17 protein-coding genes are annotated in these 16943 nt (G+C 65.5%); 6 read left to right on the plus strand and 11 right to left on the minus strand.

Annotation, left to right across the window (positions count from 1 at the left end; all coding sequences use genetic code 11):
• The first annotated feature begins 161 nt into the window (after window positions 1–161).
• Both BVG12_RS16980 and BVG12_RS16985 read left to right on the plus strand, forming a co-directional pair.
• Window positions 162–470, plus strand: a complete 309-nt coding sequence (locus BVG12_RS16980) for an ArsR/SmtB family transcription factor (protein WP_075793426.1) — start codon at window positions 162–164, stop codon at window positions 468–470.
• Window positions 471–486: 16 nt separating this feature from the next.
• Complete coding sequence (locus BVG12_RS16985; protein WP_075793427.1) at window positions 487–1506, plus strand: cation diffusion facilitator family transporter; 1020 nt, start codon at window positions 487–489, stop codon at window positions 1504–1506.
• A 45-nt stretch (window positions 1507–1551) separates the two neighbouring features.
• Here BVG12_RS16985 and cysK read toward each other — a convergent pair whose 3' ends face one another.
• From cysK to tcdA, 3 genes are all read right to left on the minus strand, one after another.
• Entirely contained in the window at window positions 1552–2484 is a 933-nt protein-coding gene (gene cysK / locus BVG12_RS16990; protein ID WP_075793428.1) for a cysteine synthase A, read from the minus strand.
• 24 nt (window positions 2485–2508) lie between these two features.
• Window positions 2509–3015 (minus strand): FKBP-type peptidyl-prolyl cis-trans isomerase, encoded by a 507-nt coding sequence (locus tag BVG12_RS16995; protein ID WP_075793429.1) that lies wholly within the window; start codon window positions 3013–3015, stop codon window positions 2509–2511.
• A gap of 156 nt (window positions 3016–3171) precedes the next feature.
• A complete protein-coding gene (tcdA, locus tag BVG12_RS17000; RefSeq protein ID WP_075796417.1) occupies window positions 3172–4044 on the minus strand; it encodes a tRNA cyclic N6-threonylcarbamoyladenosine(37) synthase TcdA in 873 nt (290 codons plus the stop codon).
• Window positions 4045–4144: 100 nt separating this feature from the next.
• Between tcdA and pdxH the strand changes: the two genes are divergently transcribed.
• Entirely contained in the window at window positions 4145–5350 is a 1206-nt protein-coding gene (gene pdxH / locus BVG12_RS17005; protein ID WP_075793430.1) for a pyridoxamine 5'-phosphate oxidase, read from the plus strand.
• Window positions 5351–5387: 37 nt separating this feature from the next.
• Entirely contained in the window at window positions 5388–6605 is a 1218-nt protein-coding gene (locus BVG12_RS17010; protein WP_075793431.1) for a class I SAM-dependent methyltransferase, read from the plus strand.
• A gap of 31 nt (window positions 6606–6636) precedes the next feature.
• Here BVG12_RS17010 and msrA read toward each other — a convergent pair whose 3' ends face one another.
• Window positions 6637–7176 carry a peptide-methionine (S)-S-oxide reductase MsrA gene (msrA, locus tag BVG12_RS17015; RefSeq protein WP_075793432.1) on the minus strand — a complete coding sequence of 180 codons (540 nt, stop codon included), beginning with the start codon at window positions 7174–7176 and terminating at the stop codon, window positions 6637–6639.
• 121 nt (window positions 7177–7297) lie between these two features.
• Here msrA and BVG12_RS17020 point away from each other — a divergent pair, with 121 nt between their 5' ends.
• A complete protein-coding gene (locus BVG12_RS17020; RefSeq protein ID WP_075793433.1) occupies window positions 7298–7798 on the plus strand; it encodes a flavin reductase family protein in 501 nt (166 codons plus the stop codon).
• A 134-nt stretch (window positions 7799–7932) separates the two neighbouring features.
• Window positions 7933–9126 (plus strand): acyl-CoA dehydrogenase, encoded by a 1194-nt coding sequence (locus BVG12_RS17025; protein WP_075793434.1) that lies wholly within the window; start codon window positions 7933–7935, stop codon window positions 9124–9126.
• 81 nt (window positions 9127–9207) lie between these two features.
• On the opposite strand, the gene BVG12_RS17030 is transcribed toward BVG12_RS17025, so the two are convergent.
• The 7 genes from BVG12_RS17030 to BVG12_RS17060 all read right to left on the minus strand — a co-directional run bounded on the left by BVG12_RS17030 (window position 9208) and on the right by BVG12_RS17060 (window position 16842).
• Window positions 9208–9885: an OmpW/AlkL family protein gene (locus BVG12_RS17030; protein ID WP_075793435.1), complete on the minus strand. Its 678-nt coding sequence runs from the start codon at window positions 9883–9885 to the stop codon at window positions 9208–9210.
• 131 nt (window positions 9886–10016) lie between these two features.
• Window positions 10017–11387, minus strand: a complete 1371-nt coding sequence (locus tag BVG12_RS17035) for an SGNH/GDSL hydrolase family protein (RefSeq protein WP_075793436.1) — start codon at window positions 11385–11387, stop codon at window positions 10017–10019.
• Between the two features lie 192 nt (window positions 11388–11579).
• Window positions 11580–13091, minus strand: a complete 1512-nt coding sequence (locus BVG12_RS17040; RefSeq protein WP_075793437.1) for an alpha/beta hydrolase family protein — start codon at window positions 13089–13091, stop codon at window positions 11580–11582.
• A gap of 109 nt (window positions 13092–13200) precedes the next feature.
• Complete coding sequence (locus tag BVG12_RS17045) at window positions 13201–14241, minus strand: L-threonylcarbamoyladenylate synthase (RefSeq protein ID WP_075796418.1); 1041 nt, start codon at window positions 14239–14241, stop codon at window positions 13201–13203.
• A complete protein-coding gene (locus tag BVG12_RS17050) occupies window positions 14238–15431 on the minus strand; it encodes a 5-(carboxyamino)imidazole ribonucleotide synthase (protein WP_370662840.1) in 1194 nt (397 codons plus the stop codon). Before BVG12_RS17050 ends, BVG12_RS17045 begins: the two co-directional genes overlap by 4 nt.
• An 8-nt stretch (window positions 15432–15439) precedes the next feature.
• The gene (purE, locus tag BVG12_RS17055) at window positions 15440–15943 is read right to left on the minus strand and encodes a 5-(carboxyamino)imidazole ribonucleotide mutase (protein WP_075793439.1); all 504 of its coding nucleotides are present in this window, start codon (window positions 15941–15943) and stop codon (window positions 15440–15442) included.
• Between the two features lie 2 nt (window positions 15944–15945).
• Entirely contained in the window at window positions 15946–16842 is an 897-nt protein-coding gene (locus tag BVG12_RS17060) for a phosphoribosylaminoimidazolesuccinocarboxamide synthase (protein ID WP_075793440.1), read from the minus strand.
• Window positions 16843–16943: the final 101 nt, after the last annotated feature.

The following is a 16943-nucleotide window of genomic DNA, read 5'->3' on the forward strand; positions in this document are numbered from 1 at the left end:
CCGGTTGAACGCGTGGGCGGTGCTCGCGCCGACGTTGCGCGGCATGCACGGTCGAGCCGCACCTGCCCGCAACGCATCGTTGCGCCACATGTGCATACGATAGCCCTTGCGCCCGCCACCCCTATGCGTTTAACATGTGAACAGTTCTTCACACGTTAAGCATGAGCATCCCCCCCGACATCGACAACGCGGTCGACGAGCTCGCCGACCTGTTCCACCTGCTGGGCGACCCCACGCGCCTGCGGATCGTGCTCGCCTGCCTCGCGCAGCCGACCGCCGTGGGCGACATCGCCGCCGCGTTGAACCTGTCCAGTTCGCTGGTCAGCCACCACCTGCGCCTGCTGCGCGCGGCCCGCATCGTCAAGGCCGAGCGCCAGGGCAAGCAGGTGTTCTATGCGGCCGCCGATGCCCACATCAGCGGCCTGCTCTCTGACATGTTCGAACACATCGCCGAACCCATCGTCGAATAAACTACGGACTGGACGCATGAGTCAACATCATTCCCACGGCCATGGACATGGCCATCATCACCACCATCCCGCGCCGGGCGACAACGGCCGCGCGTTCGGCCTCGCGATCGCCCTGAACACGGCCTTCGTCGCCATCGAATTCGTCTACGGTTTCATCGCCAACTCGACGGCGCTGATGGCCGACGCCGGCCACAACCTGTCCGACGTGCTTGGGCTGGGCCTCGCCTGGGGCGCCGCGCTGCTCACGAAAAGCGCGCCGACGCGCCGCTTCACATACGGCCTGCGCGGCACGTCGATCCTGGCGGCCCTCGCCAACGCCCTGCTGCTGATGGTCGCGTGCGGCGCCATCGCGTGGGAAGCCGTGCACCGCGTCGCCCATCCGGAACCGGTGGCCGGCACGACGGTCTCCATCGTCGCGCTTGTCGGCGTGCTGATCAACGGCTTCTCGGCCTGGTTGTTCGTGGCTGGCAGCAAGGACGACATCAATGTGCGCGGCGCCTGCCAGCACATGGCGGCCGATGCCGTGCTGTCGCTGGGCGTCGTCATCGCCGGCGTCGTGATCATGTACACGGGCTGGACCTGGCTCGACCCGGCCGTCAGCCTCGTGCTGGTCGTCGTGATCGTGGTGGGCACGTGGTCGTTGCTGCGGGAATCGATCCAGATGGTGCTGGCGGGCGTGCCGGACAGCGTCGACGCGACGAGCGTGACGGCCTTCCTGGCCGCGCAGCCGGGCGTGACCGAGGTGCACGACGTGCACATCTGGGCGATGAGCACGACGGAGACGGCCCTCACGGCCCACCTCGTCATGCCGGCCGGCTATCCGGGCGATGCCGCCATCGACGACCTCGTCGGCCACCTGCGCGAGGATTTCGCCATCCACCATTGCACGCTGCAGGTGGAACAAGGGACAACCAACCACAGCAGTTGCTGCCTGCAGGACGGCATGACGGCGCATGCGCACGACGATCATGACCACGATCATGACCATGATCACGACCACGATCATGATCACGGCGCCCATTCACATGCGCACTGACACCGCACCGTAAAAAAAAGCCCCGCAGACATCGCGGGGCTTTTTTTATCCTGCCAGGTTGGCGTACAACGCCGTACTGAGATAGCGCTCGCCGAACGAGGGAATGATGGTGACGATCAGCTTGCCCGCATTCTCCGGCCGCTTGGCGACCTGGATCGCGGCCCACAACGCGGCGCCGGACGAGATGCCGACCAGCAGGCCCTCCTCGCGCGCGGCCGCTCTCGCCGTCTCGAAGGCATCCTCGTTCTTGACGGTGATGACTTCGTCGTACGCTTTCGTGTTCAGCACTTCCGGGATGAAGCCGGCGCCGATGCCCTGGATCGGGTGCGGGCCCTTGGTGCCCTTGGAGAGGATCGGCGACGCTTCCGGTTCCACGGCGATAGCCTGGAAGCCGGGTTTTCTCGCCTTGATCACTTCGGCCACGCCCGTGATGGTGCCGCCCGTGCCGACGCCGGCCACGAGGATGTCGACCTTGCCGTCCGTGTCGCGCCAGATCTCCTCGGCCGTCGTGCGGCGGTGGACCTCCGGGTTGGCGGGATTGTTGAACTGCTGCGGCATGAAACAGTTCGGGTCGGATGCGACGATTTCCTCGGCGCGGCGGATCGCGCCCAGCATGCCTTCCGGCCCGGGCGTGAGCACCAGTTCGGCGCCATAGGCGCGCAGCAGCGTGCGCCTTTCATTACTCATGGTGTCGGGCATGACGAGGCGGCAGCGGTAGCCGCGCGCCGCGCACACCATCGCCAGCGCGATGCCCGTGTTGCCGCTGGTGGGTTCGACGATGATGGTGTTCGGGCCGATCCTGCCGGACTGCTCGGCCGCTTCGATCATGGCCCAGCCGATCCGGTCCTTCACGCTGTGGGCCGGATTGTAGAACTCGAGCTTGGCGGTGATGTCCGCGCCGGCACCTTGCGCCAGGCGGCGGATCCGCACCAAGGGGGTATTGCCGATCAATTCCGTCACGTCGTTCGCGATACGCATGCATACCTCCCGGTTGAATTAGATTTACTTCACCTTCAACAGTTCAACATCGAAGATCAGATCGGAATCCGGCGGGATCGAGCCGCCGCCGGCGCCGCGTTTGCCGTAGGCGAGTTCGCTCGGGATGATCAGGGTGCGCTTGCCGCCCACCTTCATGCCTTGCACGCCCTGCTCCCAGCCCTTGATGACCTGGCGCGCGCCGAGCTGGAACTCGAGCGGTTCGCGGCCCGCGTCCAGCGACGAATCGAATTTGCGGCCGTGCTGCTTGGCGGCCAGCGGCTTGTAGAACCAGCCCGTGTAATTGACCACGACGGTGCTGCCGACGGTGGCTTCCGCGCCCTTGCCGATCACATGATCGATGACCTGCACCTGCGGGCCCTGCTGGGCCGGCTGCGCCTGGGCGTCGGCGGGGTTGACGGGATTGTTCGGGTTGGCAGGATTGGCCGCGTTGGCGGTGGCCTGGGATGCGTCCTGCGCGTTGGCGGCGACAGCCGCAAGCAGCAGGCTTGCTAAGGCGATACGACGAATCATGGAGCCTCTTTCACGAATCAGTAAAAAGGGCACTTCGAAAAACCGTCGCGAGCGGCGGCAATGCTGTTCGAGAAGCGGGGCTGTACGAACAGTACAGCGAGCATCGCAGGACAGCAGTGCAACGCGCAGCAGGTTTTGCGACGTGCCCGACTGATTCTATGATAACAAGGCCTCCTCCGGTTGCACAGCGTCGACGGATTCGGTTACATGTACGGGCGCCGGCACGGCATTGGCCGCGTCCGCCAGCTTGCGCAGCAGATGGCCGGCCGCGACCATGCCGAACGTCGCGGTGACGACCATGCTCGAGCCGAAGCCGGCGCAGTTCAGGCCCGTGATGCTGCCCGCATCGACGTCGCAGGCGTCGCCCGCTTCCGGGTAGCGCAGCGGTTCCATCGAGAACACGGCGTCGATGTGGTACTTGTTCTTTTCGCCGCGCGCGAAGCCGTAGCGGGCGCGCAGGATCTTGCGCACTTTTTTCAGCAGCGGTTCCTGCTCGGTGCGGGCGAGGTCGCGCACCTCGATCTTCGTCGGATCGAGCTGGCCGCCGGCGCCGCCGATGACGATCAAGGGAATCGCATGCGCGCTGCAGTACGCGATCAGCGCGGCCTTGGCCTTGACGCTGTCGATGGCGTCGACGACGTAGTCGAAACGACCGGTTCCGATCATGTGCGGGATGTTGTCCGGATCGATGAAGTCTTCGACGAGCTCGACTTCGCAGTACGGATTGATGAGCGCGATGCGCTGTTTCAGCGCCTCGATCTTGGGCATGCCGATCGTGGTCGACAGGGCCTGGATCTGCCGGTTGATATTCGATTCGGCCACGTTGTCGAGGTCGATGAGCGTGATGCGGCCGACGGCGCTGCGCGCCAGCGCTTCGACAATCCAGGAGCCGACGCCGCCCACGCCGACCACGCAAACGTGCGCCGCACGGAAGCGTTCCAGTGCACGCTCGCCGTAGAGGCGGGCAATGCCGCCGAAGCGGCGGCCGAAGTCGACGTCATCGAGGAGAGAGGTGGAAAGCGTAGTCATCATCCGCCCATTTTACCGGACGGCGCGGCGCTCCTTGCACTAAAATAACTTTCAGTCAATCAAAAATTTAGCCGCATTCTGCGTGTCCACAACAGCGATCATGAACAACATTCTTCCCGACCCCGCGCCCGATTTCGACCAGCCCGTCGCCGTCCTCAAGCATTGCCACGGACGCATCCGCAAGCAACTTGCCACGCTGGAAAAACTGCTCGCCCACCTGCCGGAACACGGTGCCGACGAGCAGGCGCGCCAGGCCGCCACGGCCGTGCTGAGATACTTCGACAAGGCGGCGCACCTGCACCACGAGGACGAAGAGCAGGACCTGCTGCCGATGCTGCTGGCCGTCGCCAAGGGCGACGATGCGGCCACGCTGCAGGCGCTGGCGCCCGTGATCCTGCAGGAACACAAGGACATGGATGCGATGTGGCAAGACCTGCACGAGCAGCTGACGGGCATCGCGGACGGCAGCGGCACGCAGTTGTCGGCATCCATCGTCCGCCGCTTCGTGCAGAGCTACCAGGGCCATATGGAACGCGAGGAAGGCATCGTGGCGCCGATGGCCCTGCGCCTGTTCGGACCGGACCAGATGGCGCGCCTCGGTGCTGCCATGCGCCGCCGCCGCGGCCTGGACGCACCGGCGGCGTGCGCCGAATCGGCGCCGGCCATCGGCGAACGCGTGGCCGACCTGCGCAAGGATTACGGCCAGGCCCGCCTGGACGAAAGCGACGTGGCGGACGACCCGATCGTCCAGTTCACGCGCTGGTTCGAGGAAGCGCTCAAGGCCGAGGTGAACGAGCCGAACGCGATGAGCCTGGCCACCGTGGGTCCCGACGGGCGGCCGACGTCGCGCATCGTGCTGGTCAAGCAGTTCGACGAGCGCGGGTTCACCTGGTACACGAATTATGCGAGCCAAAAAGGCAAGCAACTGGAAAGCAAGCCTTTTGCAGCTCTGCTATTCTTCTGGAGTGAACTTGAACGGCAAGTGCGAATCGAAGGCAGAGTTGAGCGCACGAGTGCCGACGAAAGCGATAAGTATTTCAACAGCCGGCCCTTGAAGAGCCGGCTGTCGGCGATCGCGTCCGAGCAAAGCGAACCGATCGCGAATCGTGCCGCCCTCGAACAACATTACGAGGAAGTGGCGCGTCAATATGGCGAAGCACCGCCACGGCCACAGCATTGGGGCGGTTTTCGCCTGGTGCCGGAACGGATCGAGTTCTGGCAGGGGCGGCGTTCACGCTTCCACGACCGCATCGTCTACACGCGGCAGGAAGACTGGCATTGGACGCGGCAACGTTTGCAACCCTGAGCCGGCGCGTCCGGTTCAGGACTAGCCGGAGATACGCGTGTTCGACCAGATGAAGCTTTCCGCCTGGACTTCAGGCATTCGCAGCAAATTCAACCTGCCCCTGCGCGTGGAATTGTGGAACGGCGCGCAGGTCGACCTGTCGTCCGACCACCAGCCGCGCGTGAAAATCCGCGTTCCCAACCCGGGCGGGCTGCGCTACCTCCTCGCTCCGTCGCTGGGCAACCTGGGAGAGGCCTATGTCGAAGGCGCGCTCGAGATCGAAGGGCGCGCGGCCGACATGATCCAGGTGGGTTCAGCCCTCGCGGAAACCACGGGCAAGCCGGCGCGCACCAGCCGCGTCGCCAACGCCGCGTTGCGCCTCGTCTCGCCGCACACGCGCGAAAAGGATGCCGAGGCCATCCGCTACCACTACGACGTCTCCAACGAGTTCTACAGCCTGTTCCTCGACCCGGCCATGGTGTATTCCTGTGCCTATTTCGAGAACGGCGACGAAGATCTCGCCACGGCCCAGCAAAAGAAGATCGACCACATCCTCACCAAGATCGGCGTGCAGCCGGGCCAGACGCTGCTCGACATCGGTTGCGGCTGGGGTGCCCTGGTCATGCGCGCCGCCAGCAAATTCGGCGCGCGCTGCGTGGGCGTCACGCTGTCGCAGCGCCAGTACGAGCTGGCGCGCGAGCGCGTGGCCCAGGCCGGGTTGCAGGACCGTGTCGAGATCCGCTTGCAGGACTATCGCGACGTCGGCGGCAGTTTTGAGCGCATCACGAGCGTCGGCATGTTCGAACACGTGGGCGTGGACAACCTGCCGGAATACTTCAGCCGCATCAACAAACTGCTGGCGCCGGGCGGGGTCGTCATGAACCACGGCATCACCACGACCGACGTCGAGCAGCGCAACAGCCCGTACGGCGGCGGCGAATTCATCGACAAATACGTGTTCCCGCACGGCGAACTGGCGCACCTGTCGACCGTCATCCGCACCATGCAGGAAGGCGGCCTCGAAGTGCGCGACGTGGAAAACCTGCGCCGCCACTACGCCCGCACGTGCGCGCTGTGGACGGAGAATTTCGAGAACAACGCCGAACGCATCCGGGCGACGTGCGACCCGAAGACCTTCCGCATCTGGCACGTCTACCTGGCCGGCTGCGCGTACGGCTTCGCGCATGACTGGATCAGCCTGTATCAGATCGTGTGCGGCAAGGCAGGCGGGGAACCGGCGCAGATTCCGTGGTCGCGGCGGTATATGTACCCATGACCGGTGGGCCGTGGGCACGGGGTGCGGCGAATTACTTGACGCGCTCCGTGAACATCTTGCGGAACTTGGCGACCTTGGGCGCCACGACGAACGCGCAATAGCCCTGCAGCGGATGCTGGGCGAAATAATTCTGGTGATAGTCCTCGGCCTTGTACCACTGCTCGGCCGGCAGCACCTGCGTGACGATCGGCGCGTCCCATACGCCGGCCATCTCGGCCATCACCTTGCGCGCCGTCGCTTCCTGCTCCGGCGACGTGTAGAAGATCACCGAGCGGTATTGCGTGCCGACGTCGTTCCCCTGGCGGTTGAGCGTCGTCGGGTCGTGGATGGTGAAAAAGATTTCCAGGATGTCGCGATAGCTGATCACGTCCGGATCGAACTCCAGCTTCACCACTTCGGCATGGCCCGTCGTGCCGGCGCACACCTGCTCGTACGTCGGCGCGGGGGTCTCGCCGCCCATATAACCCGATTCCACGCGCAGGATGCCGCGCGCTTCGAGATAAACCGCTTCCAGGCACCAGAAACACCCGCCGCCCAGGATGGCCACTTCGGTTGCGGATTGCTGGCTCATACTGACTCCTCGAGGGATAAATAGTTTTCCATGGCTTCACTGTAACCGAAAGTGCACTGTTGTGCAGGATCAACGAGCAGCCGGCCAGAGGGAGATAAGCCATTGGTGGCATAATGCGCGGATGAACACCAGCTCACCTCGCGCCATCACGCGCGGTTTCGATTCCGCCCATTTCCGCCAAGCCCTGTCGCAATTCGCGACCGGCGTCACCGTGATCACGACCCGCCTGGGCGACGGCAAATTCCGCGGCCTGACCGCGTCTTCCTTCAATTCCGTGTCGCTGGAGCCGCCACTGGTGCTGTGGAGCCTGTCGAACGTCGCCAACAGCCTGCCCATCTTCACCGGCAACTCGCACTACGTGATCAACGTCCTGTCCGCCGGGCAGGAAGAGCTGGCGCGCCGGTTCTCGCGGCGCGGCCAGGATCCGTTCGAGGGCGTCGAGTATGAACTGTCGCGCACCGGCCAGCCGATCCTGAAGGGCGTCTCCGCCTGGTTCGAGTGCCACAACCGCAGCCGCTATCCGGAAGGCGACCACGTGATCTTCGTGGGCGAAGTGGAAGACTGCGCCGTGCATCCGCAGGCCGCCCTGCTGTTCCACGGCGGGCGCTTCGGCACGACCTGATCCTTGCTCGTTTAAAAATGAAAATGCCTGTCGCAGTTTGAAAAGATGCGCGCGGGCGGGCTTCCTATAATGGCTCGACCCGGGCGGCCATCATTCGCCCGCCACATTCTTACAAAGATTGAGACAGGAGCCTCATGAGCCGTTCCGATACGCCCCGCAAAGCCCAGTTCCATTGGGATGACCCGTTGCTGCTGAACGAGCAGCTGCTCGACGAGGAGCGCATGGTGCGCGACGCCGCAGCGGCCTATTGCCAGGACAAGCTGCTGCCGCGCGTCCTGGAAGCCTTCCGCCACGAAACCACCGACCCGGCCATCTTCCGCGAGATGGGCGAACTCGGCCTGCTGGGCCCGACCATCCCCGAGCAATACGGCGGCCCCGGCCTGAACTACGTCAGCTACGGCCTGATCGCGCGCGAAGTCGAGCGCGTCGATTCCGGTTACCGCTCGATGATGAGCGTGCAGTCGTCGCTCGTGATGGTACCGATCTACGAATTCGGCAACGAAGAAACGAAACAGAAATACCTGCCGAAGCTGGCCACCGGCGAATGGATCGGCTGCTTCGGCCTGACCGAACCGAACCACGGCTCCGACCCGGGCTCGATGGTCACGCGCGCGCGCAAGGTCGACGGCGGCTATTCGCTCTCCGGCTCGAAGATGTGGATCACGAACTCGCCGATCGCCGACGTGTTCGTCGTCTGGGCCAAGGATGACGAAGGCCAGATCCGCGGCTTCGTGCTGGAAAAAGGCTGGAAAGGCCTCTCAAGCCCGGCCATCCACGGCAAGGTCGGCCTGCGCGCGTCGATCACGGGCGAGATCGTGATGGACGAGGTATTCTGCCCCGAAGAAAATGCCTTCCCCGAAGTGCGCGGCCTGAAGGGTCCGTTCACGTGCCTGAACTCGGCCCGCTACGGCATCGCCTGGGGCGCGCTGGGCGCCGCGGAAGACTGCTGGCACCGCGCGCGCCAGTACGTGCTGGACCGCAAGCAATTCGGCAAGCCGCTGGCCGCGAATCAGCTGATCCAAAAGAAGCTGGCCGACATGCAGACGGAAATCACGCTGGGCCTGCAAGGCGTGCTGCGCCTGGGCCGCATGAAGGACGAAGGCACCGCTGCGGTCGAGATCACGTCGATCATGAAGCGCAATTCCTGCGGCAAGTCGCTGGACATCGCGCGCATGGCCCGCGACATGATGGGCGGCAACGGCATCAGCGACGAATTCGGCGTGGCGCGTCACCTCGTCAACCTGGAAGTCGTCAACACGTATGAGGGGACGCATGACATCCACGCGCTGATCCTGGGGCGTGCTCAAACTGGCATTGCTGCATTCTGAATACGGTAGGTGGACGGCAAGCCGTCCACCCTACGAAAAAAAACCGCCACGAGGGCGGTTTTTTTTATGCTGGCGGCAAGCTCAGAACTTGTAGCCCAGCGTCAGCACGGTCGAGTTCGGATCCAGCTTCATGTGCTGGCCCTGATGCGTGGAGAAGTGCACGTCGGTACGCAGGCGGGTCTTCACGAGCGCGGCGTTGAGGAACCATTTCTGATTGAAATTCCAGACGGCGCCGACCTGGCCCGACACGGTCCACTTGTTGTCGATGCTGAACGTCGTCGCCGGACCGCCCGGGTTCGTCAGCGCCGTCATGCGGAACGAGCCGGTTTCCTTGTAGAAGTAGGCATAGGTCACGCCCAGGCCGACGTAAGGACGGAAGGCCGCGGTCGGCTCGAAGAAACGGTATTGCACGAACGCGGTCGGCGGCAAGGCTTGCACCGTACCCAGCTCGCCCGTGCCGGCAATGGCGCCCGCGCCGTACAGGCTGTGCTTGTACGGCGTGGCGAAGGTGAATTCGCCGGTGATGTTGTCGGTGATGCCGTAGTTGACCACGATCACCGGTTCCGTGTCCTTGCCGACGTCGCCCAGCGAGTTCGGCAGGGCCGGCGCGGTAATCGCACCGCTTTCCACGTGCGGGGTGATCTGGGTGGCGCCGACCGACACGGCCCACTGCCCCTTGGCCTGTGCCGCAGCGCTGCCCGCCACGGCGAGCGCGCCTGCGGCCACCAGCAGTTTCACGACGTTGGAACTTACTTTCATGTTATCTCCTGATTCTTATGGATGGCCCGTCCGCGCGGACGGGCTGGTCGGGAACGTCGAAAAACCTGCTGCGCGTTGCACTGTCGTGTTGCGATGCTCGCGACGGTTTTTCGAAGTCCCCTATGTGAGGATTACAGCCAGCCCTTCGTGGCCATCTGCTCGAGGACGTAGCGTGCGATCAGCCAGTTCTCGAACGGGGTCGGGTGCACGTCGTCGGCGAACATGTAGTGGCTGACGTCGCCGGCGATCACGTTCTTCGCGTTGCAGACGAGCGACGTGGTGCCCAGCGCGTTCGGGCCGCAGGCCGGGGTCGACGTGTTCGACAGGCCGTACGGCGCCGGGTTGATGACTTCGTCGTGGCTGACGCTCCACAGGTCGACGTACAGGACCTTCGGTTCGTTCGCGACGCCGACCTTCAGCTGGGCGTTGAAAGCATCGACGGCCGTCTTGATCAGGGACTGGACGGCAGCCGGCTGCGATCTGCCCGACGGCGTCGAAGCCACGTCCGGCAAGTTGTTCACGACGACGTAGTTCGCGCCCTTGGCGACGATCTGCGTCTTGACGAGGGCCGCCAGCTGGCCGCCCGCGGTGGCCATCGCGGTGACGACGCCCGCGGCATTGGCGGTCAGGTAGTCGGCGCCCGCCTTCTGGCCGGCGGCCAGCGAATCGGCCTTGGCCTTGTCGACCATCGGGCCGTACACGGTGGCCTGGGCAGCCGCAGTATTGCCGGCCATGACGGCCGCGGTGACGGCGGCCTGCACGACGGACGCGTCGGTGTGGCCGGCACGCGCCGCTTCAGTCTGGATCGCCAGGCCGATCGATTGCGCCGCGGTGGCCGGGTTCGTGGCACCGGCGGCCAGTTGCGTCGTCAGCGAGACGGCGAAGGCTTGCGAGCCGGCCGTGGTGCCGGCGGCGGTGGCGCTGGCCGACAGTTGGCCCATCAGGAACAGGATGTCGTTACCGCCGGCCAGGACGGTCACCAGCTCGGTGCCGCTGAACTTGCCGCCGCTCTTCGCCAGGTGGTTCGCGATCTGCGTCACCACCGGTACGGTCGTCTGGCCCAGCGGCGAGCCCGTGGCCGCGTTGCCGGGGCCGATCGGATTGATCACGCGCGAGCCGCCTTGCGCATAGTTCAGGCAGTTGGTGTTGAACGTGACGGGCACGGCAAAGCCCTTGGTCGCGTCGCCCTGCAGGCCGGTCTGGGCCGGGCACGGGGCCGGCAGCTTCAGTTGGGCTGCGACGAATTCGGTCCAGTTCTTGCCCGTGAGGTCGGGGCTGATCGACGTGTTGTCGCCGTTGATCGTGAACTTGCCACCGCCCAGTGCCTTCACGCCGCCGACGGCATAGGTGCCGACGTCCGACAGGCTGTCGCCGAACGATACCTGGGCGCTGAACTTAGTGGCCGGGGTCTGGTCGCCGGCACGGGGGCTGGTGCTGCTGCCGCCGCAGGCCGACAGGACGGCGGCGGTCACCAGTGCAAGCGCGAATGAGGTCTTACGCATTGTGTCTCCTAAAGAAATTTTTCTTATGCAACGAACGGCCGTGCTATTCGTGTCTTGACTAATATGCCAGTGTTCGACACCGTTGTATAGCGAAAACCTTTGTCGTGCGCCGGCAACAACACCTCCGATTGTTGGGGTAGGGACAAGGCCGGCAGCGGCCGATTATAGCAACGCCGCCGGCTCGTTTTTACCTCAATGTGACAATGTTGATTGAAAATAATCGCGTGTCGCGGCCATGCAAAACGGCGCCACGAGGCCGGCGTGGTAAGCCGACGACACGGCGTCGTCGCCCGAGGCCGCGCGCAGGAGCGCCTTGGCCGCCACGAAGCCGGCCTTGGCCGAGCGGTACGGGTCGTTCAGGCCGGGCGTGTCGTCGATGTCCAGCAGCGTGACATTGCTGCCGCGTGCGCTGAAATAGCTCGCTGCCGATGTCGCGTTGAAAAACGGCACGACCGGGTCGGCATGGCCGCCGCACAACATCGTCGGAACGTTCGGCATATAGCTGCGCAGATCGTTGCGTACAAGCCACTTGCGCAGGTTGTGGGCCGGCGCGCAGGACAGCGGCGCCGTCGCGCTCTGGTCGCACGGATGCGACGCCAGGTCGGCCAGATAGCCGTTGCGGTAAGCCGTGCGGATCAGGTTATTGGCGCCGAAATACTGCGTGTAGCCGGCCGTCTGCGGCTGCGAGTCGACGGCGAACAACGCGGTCGCGGGCAGCCTGCCCTGGCCGACGAGGTCGCTGCTGCCGAGGCTGCCCGGAATCAGGTCGGCAATCGTGGACGCATACTGCGCCTCGTAGATGTCGGACGGTGTCGTGTACAGCGCGGCGCTGGCGTGCTGGGCGGCATTGACGATCATCGGCACGATCACGGTGGCGCCATTGCGCGGCGCGCCGCCGAACAGGTCGTCGCCGAAACGGGCGAGCGCGTACGGGCCCGACATGCCGGACGCCGCCGTCAGGTTGAACTCGTTCGTCCCCAGGTCTTGCATGGCGCGCTGCGTGGCCATCGCGACATAGCCGCCTTGCGAATAGCCGGTGACCATCAGCTTGCCGGAATCCTTGGCGCCGATTGCCGTGAACGAGGTGCGCGCGGCGCGCAGCGCGTCGATCATGTCGGCGGCCTGCGCGATGCGGTCGAGGTAAGGGTGATAGCCGAGCGAAGAGCCGCTGTAACCCGTATAGTTCGGCGCGACGACGATGAAACCCTGGGCCGCGAACACGGCCGCCGCCAGGCGCGCTTCTGCGTTGTTGGCAATGTCGGCCATGTCATACGATTTTTGCAACGACGTGCCGTGCGCATACAGCACGACGGGCCGCGAATTGCTGCACGAGTTGCCACCGCCGGTGGGCACGAAGACGGCGGCAGTGGCGTCCGTCGTTTCGCCGGCGCCGCCGATCGTGTTGTAGTGCACGCGATACACGGACACCGAGCACTGCGGCTGGCCCGCGACGGCCAGGGTGCCCTGCTGCGCCGCTTCGAGGAAGCCGGCCAGCACGGTGGGGGTCAGGGTGGGCAGACTGGCGCCGCCGACATTGACGGCCACGGAGGCGGCCTGCCCCACGAGGCTGCCGCGCGTCGCGACGGGCAGCGGGTCCGGATTCGTGACGCCGGCGGGCGTGCCGCCGGCGGTGGTGCCGCCGCTGCAAGCGGCAAGCAAATAGCCAAGCCCCAGGCTGCAGGCCAGGGTATAGAGGGAACGCATGGGTGTCCTTCGACTAACGGATGACAACAAAAGGTCCGCGCAGAAGGCGGACCAAAGATTGCCGTGTAGCATGCACCGGACAGGCGTTTTTGGGAAGATTCCGAACGGATTACAGCGCGGTAGTGTTGTTTATCAACCCGTGCACGATGCCGGTGGAACCATGCGCGGCGCGGCGCAGGCGGTCGTTGACGCCCGACCATGGACCATCCTGCGGCGGCGCCTCGACGAGGATGACGTCGGCGGATGCCCCATCCATCGCCCGCAGCGCCGCGTACAGCGCGTGCGCGAAGCCTTCGGGCGACGCGGGCAGGCGTACGGCCGCATGCGTGGCCGGCAGGTCGGAATAGTGAATGAGCGCGACCTTGCGCCCTGCCCCTTGCAGCCTCGACAAGGTGTCGGCCAGCGTGGCCGTGTCCTGCATCGCGACCGGCGTATGCGGCGCGTAATGCGATTCCAGCGTGCCGGACGCGCGCGGGGCCGCGGCGTCGGGACGCGCCGGCACCTGGTCGATCACGGCCGCGATGGCGTCAAGCGAGATATGGCCCGGACGCAGCAGCACGGGGCCGTGCGTCGCCAGACGGGATAAATCCACGATCGTCGATTCGATGCCGACCTCGCTCTGGCCGCCATCCAGCACGAACGCGATGCGGCCGTGCTCGCCGATGTCGTCGCCGAACTCGTCGCGCACGTGCTGGGCCGTCGTCGGGCTGACGGCGCCGAATTTGTTCGCGGACGGCGCGGCGACGCCGCCCTTTCCGCCCTTGAACGCCTGCAGCAGTTCGATGGCGACGGGATGCGACGGGCAGCGGATGCCGACCGTGTCCTGGCCGCCGGAGACGGCGTCCGGGATGTGCGGCGCGCGTTTCAAGATCATCGTCAGCGGACCGGGCCAGAAGGCGTCGGCGAGCTGGCGCGCTTCCGAGGGAATATCGGTGGCCCAGTAGTCCAGATCGGCGCCCGGGGCCACGTGCACGATCACGGGATGGTCCTGCGGGCGGCCCTTGGCGGCATAGATCGCGGCCACGGCGGCCGGATTTTCCGCATCGGCGCCGAGGCCGTACACGGTTTCCGTCGGCAACGCGACGAGCCGGCCGGCCTCGAGCGCGCGCGCCGCGGCTTTGATCACATCATCCGTCACGGCAGGATTCACGGCGCGATCCCGAGGATGGCGCACGCTTGCGCGACATTCGCCTGGGCTTCCTGCAAGGTGGGCGCGACGAACGTCACATGCCCCATCTTGCGGCCGCGGCGCGGGTCCGTCTTGCCGTACAGGTGCAGGTTGGCGCCGGGCAGCGCCAGCACCTTGTCCCACGCGGGTTCGCGGGCCCGCTCTTGCTCACCATTGCCGTCGAACCACACATCGCCCAGGATGTTCAGCATGACGGCCGGCGAATGCTGGCGCACATCGCCCAGCGGCAATTGCGCCATCGCGCGGACTTGTTGGGCGAACTGGCTCGTGATGCACGCGTCCATCGTGTAGTGGCCGCTGTTGTGCGGCCGCGGCGCCATTTCGTTGACGATGAGCGAGCCGTCGGCCAGCACGAAGAATTCGATGCACAGCACGCCGACATAGCCGAGCTCTGCCACGATGACGCGCGCCGCATCCTGCGCCTTGCGCGCGCATTCATCGGACACGTTCGGGCCCGGTACGGTCGTCGTGAACAGGATGCCGTCGCGGTGCACGTTCTCCGCGATCGGGTAGACGACCGACTGGCCATCCGCCCCGCGCGCCGTCAGCACGGACACCTCGTACGCGAGCGGCAGCATCTTTTCCAGCAGACAGGTCACGCGGCCCATCGACTCGAACGCGGCGCGGACGTCGTCGCGCGTGCGTACGCGCACCTGGCCCTTGCCGTCGTAACCCATGCGCACGGTTTTCAGGATGCCGGGCAGCAGGTCGTCGGCGATGGCGTCGATGTCGGCATCGCTCGCGATCACCTTGTGCGGCGCCGGCATCACGCCGGATTTATCCGCGCAGGCGACGAAGAAGGATTTTTCCGCGATGCGGTCCTGGGCGACGGACACGCCGTGCGCATTGGGCGCCACGAACACCTGCTGCGCGAGGCGCGACAGGCTGGCGGCCGGGACGTTTTCGAATTCCGTCGTGACGGCCACGCATTGCGCGGCCAGCGCATCCAGGCCGGCGGCGTCTTCGTAGCCGGCCTCGACGAGGCGCTCGGCCACCTGGCCGGCCGGGCAGTCGTCGGACGGCTCCAGCACGGCCACGCGGTAGCCCATCGCCTGCGCGGCGTGGGCGAACATGCGGCCCAGCTGGCCGCCGCCCATCACGCCCAGCCAGGCCGGTTCGCCGGCGGCCGGAAGATAGGCTCGGGACTTCATATCACTCATCAGTCGTTCACAGGCAGGGTCATGGCCTTGGCGGCGGCGGTCTGTTGCTGGCGGAATTGTTCCAGCTGGCCAGCCAGGGTGTCGTCGGTGGTGGCGATGATGGCGATGGCCGTCAACGCGGCATTCGCGGCGCCGGCCTCGCCGATGGCGAAGGTCGACACGGGCACGCCTTTCGGCATCTGCACGATCGACAGCAGCGAGTCTTCGCCGCGCAGGTATTTCGACGGCACGGGCACGCCCAGCACCGGCACGACGGTCTTCGCGGCCACCATGCCCGGCAGGTGCGCGGCACCGCCGGCACCGGCGATGATGGCGCGCAGGCCGCGGCGACGCGCCGATTCCGCATACGCGAACATCTCGTCCGGCATGCGGTGCGCCGAGATCACCTGCGCTTCGAACGGCACGCCGAACTGCTTCAGCATGGCGCAGGCGTGCTGCATCACGTCCCAGTCGGAACTGGAACCCATGATCACGCCCACGAGGGGCTTGTTCTGATCCGCCATCTTTACACCTTCAGCTTCTCGCCCGTCAGGCGTTCGATGGCTTCGAAATACTTGGCCTGGGTCCGGTCGATGACGTCCTGCGGCAGCGGCGGCGCCGGCGGGGCCTTGTTCCAGTCCTTCAGCGTTTCCAGGTAGTCGCGCACGAACTGCTTGTCGAACGACGGCGGCGACATGCCCGGCGCGTACGAATCCGCGGGCCAGAAGCGGGAGGAATCGGCGGTCAGGACTTCGTCCATCAGGTGCAGCACGCCGTTTTCGTCCAGGCCGAATTCGAACTTGGTGTCGGCGATGATGATGCCGCGCGTGGCCGCGTAATCGGCGGCGGTCTTGTACAGCTGGATGCTGATGTCGCGGATCTTGTTGGCCAGTTCCGAACCGATGCGCTGTTCCATGTCGGCGAAGCTGATGTTCTCGTCGTGCTCGCCCAGGTCGGCTTTCGCGGCCGGGGTGAACAGTGGCTCGGGCAGCTTGTCGGCCTGACGCAGGCCGGCCGGCAACTGGATGCCGCAGACGGCGCCGGTTTCCTGGTAATCCTTCCAGCCCGAACCGATGATGTAGCCGCGCACGACGGCTTCGACGAGGATCGGCTTCAGGCGCTTGGCGACGACGGCGCGGCCTTTCACCTGCTCCACTTCCTCGGGTGCGACCACGGATTCCGGCGCGACGCCGGTCAGGTGGTTCGGCACGATGTGGCCGAGTTTTTCGAACCAGAAATCGCTCATCTGGTTCAGCACCATGCCCTTGCCGGGAATCGGTTCGTTCATGACGACGTCGAAGGCCGACAGGCGGTCGGTCGTGACGATGAGGATCTTGTCGTCGCCGACGGCGTAGTTGTCACGGACCTTGCCATGGCCCAGCAATGGCAGGGAGGAAATAGTGGATTGGTAGAGGCTTTTCATAGAGGGGATATCTTGATAAAGCGAAACCGGCGAAGGGGCCGGTCGGATGGGCGGCGGTTGGGAGAACCGGTGCCAAAGCGATATTTTACGTGATTCCTACG

This window comes from Massilia putida (assembly GCF_001941825.1).
GTDB lineage: Bacteria > Pseudomonadota > Gammaproteobacteria > Burkholderiales > Burkholderiaceae_D > Telluria > Telluria putida.

Coding starts and splice junctions, on each gene's coding strand:
- BVG12_RS17035 (WP_075793436.1), bottom strand. CDS start 11,387: ATGCGTAAGACCTCATTCGCGCTTGCACTGGTGACCGCCGCCGTCCTG.
- BVG12_RS17040 (WP_075793437.1), bottom strand. CDS start 13,091: ATGCGTTCCCTCTATACCCTGGCCTGCAGCCTGGGGCTTGGCTATTTG.
- cysK (WP_075793428.1), bottom strand. CDS start 2,484: ATGCGTATCGCGAACGACGTGACGGAATTGATCGGCAATACCCCCTTG.
- BVG12_RS16980 (WP_075793426.1), top strand. CDS start 162: ATGAGCATCCCCCCCGACATCGACAACGCGGTCGACGAGCTCGCCGAC.
- BVG12_RS16995 (WP_075793429.1), bottom strand. CDS start 3,015: ATGATTCGTCGTATCGCCTTAGCAAGCCTGCTGCTTGCGGCTGTCGCC.
- msrA (WP_075793432.1), bottom strand. CDS start 7,176: ATGAGCCAGCAATCCGCAACCGAAGTGGCCATCCTGGGCGGCGGGTGT.
- BVG12_RS16985 (WP_075793427.1), top strand. CDS start 487: ATGAGTCAACATCATTCCCACGGCCATGGACATGGCCATCATCACCAC.
- BVG12_RS17025 (WP_075793434.1), top strand. CDS start 7,933: ATGAGCCGTTCCGATACGCCCCGCAAAGCCCAGTTCCATTGGGATGAC.
- BVG12_RS17020 (WP_075793433.1), top strand. CDS start 7,298: ATGAACACCAGCTCACCTCGCGCCATCACGCGCGGTTTCGATTCCGCC.
- purE (WP_075793439.1), bottom strand. CDS start 15,943: ATGGCGGATCAGAACAAGCCCCTCGTGGGCGTGATCATGGGTTCCAGT.
- BVG12_RS17050 (WP_370662840.1), bottom strand. CDS start 15,431: ATGAAGTCCCGAGCCTATCTTCCGGCCGCCGGCGAACCGGCCTGGCTG.
- BVG12_RS17030 (WP_075793435.1), bottom strand. CDS start 9,885: ATGAAAGTAAGTTCCAACGTCGTGAAACTGCTGGTGGCCGCAGGCGCG.
- pdxH (WP_075793430.1), top strand. CDS start 4,145: ATGAACAACATTCTTCCCGACCCCGCGCCCGATTTCGACCAGCCCGTC.
- tcdA (WP_075796417.1), bottom strand. CDS start 4,044: ATGACTACGCTTTCCACCTCTCTCCTCGATGACGTCGACTTCGGCCGC.
- BVG12_RS17060 (WP_075793440.1), bottom strand. CDS start 16,842: ATGAAAAGCCTCTACCAATCCACTATTTCCTCCCTGCCATTGCTGGGC.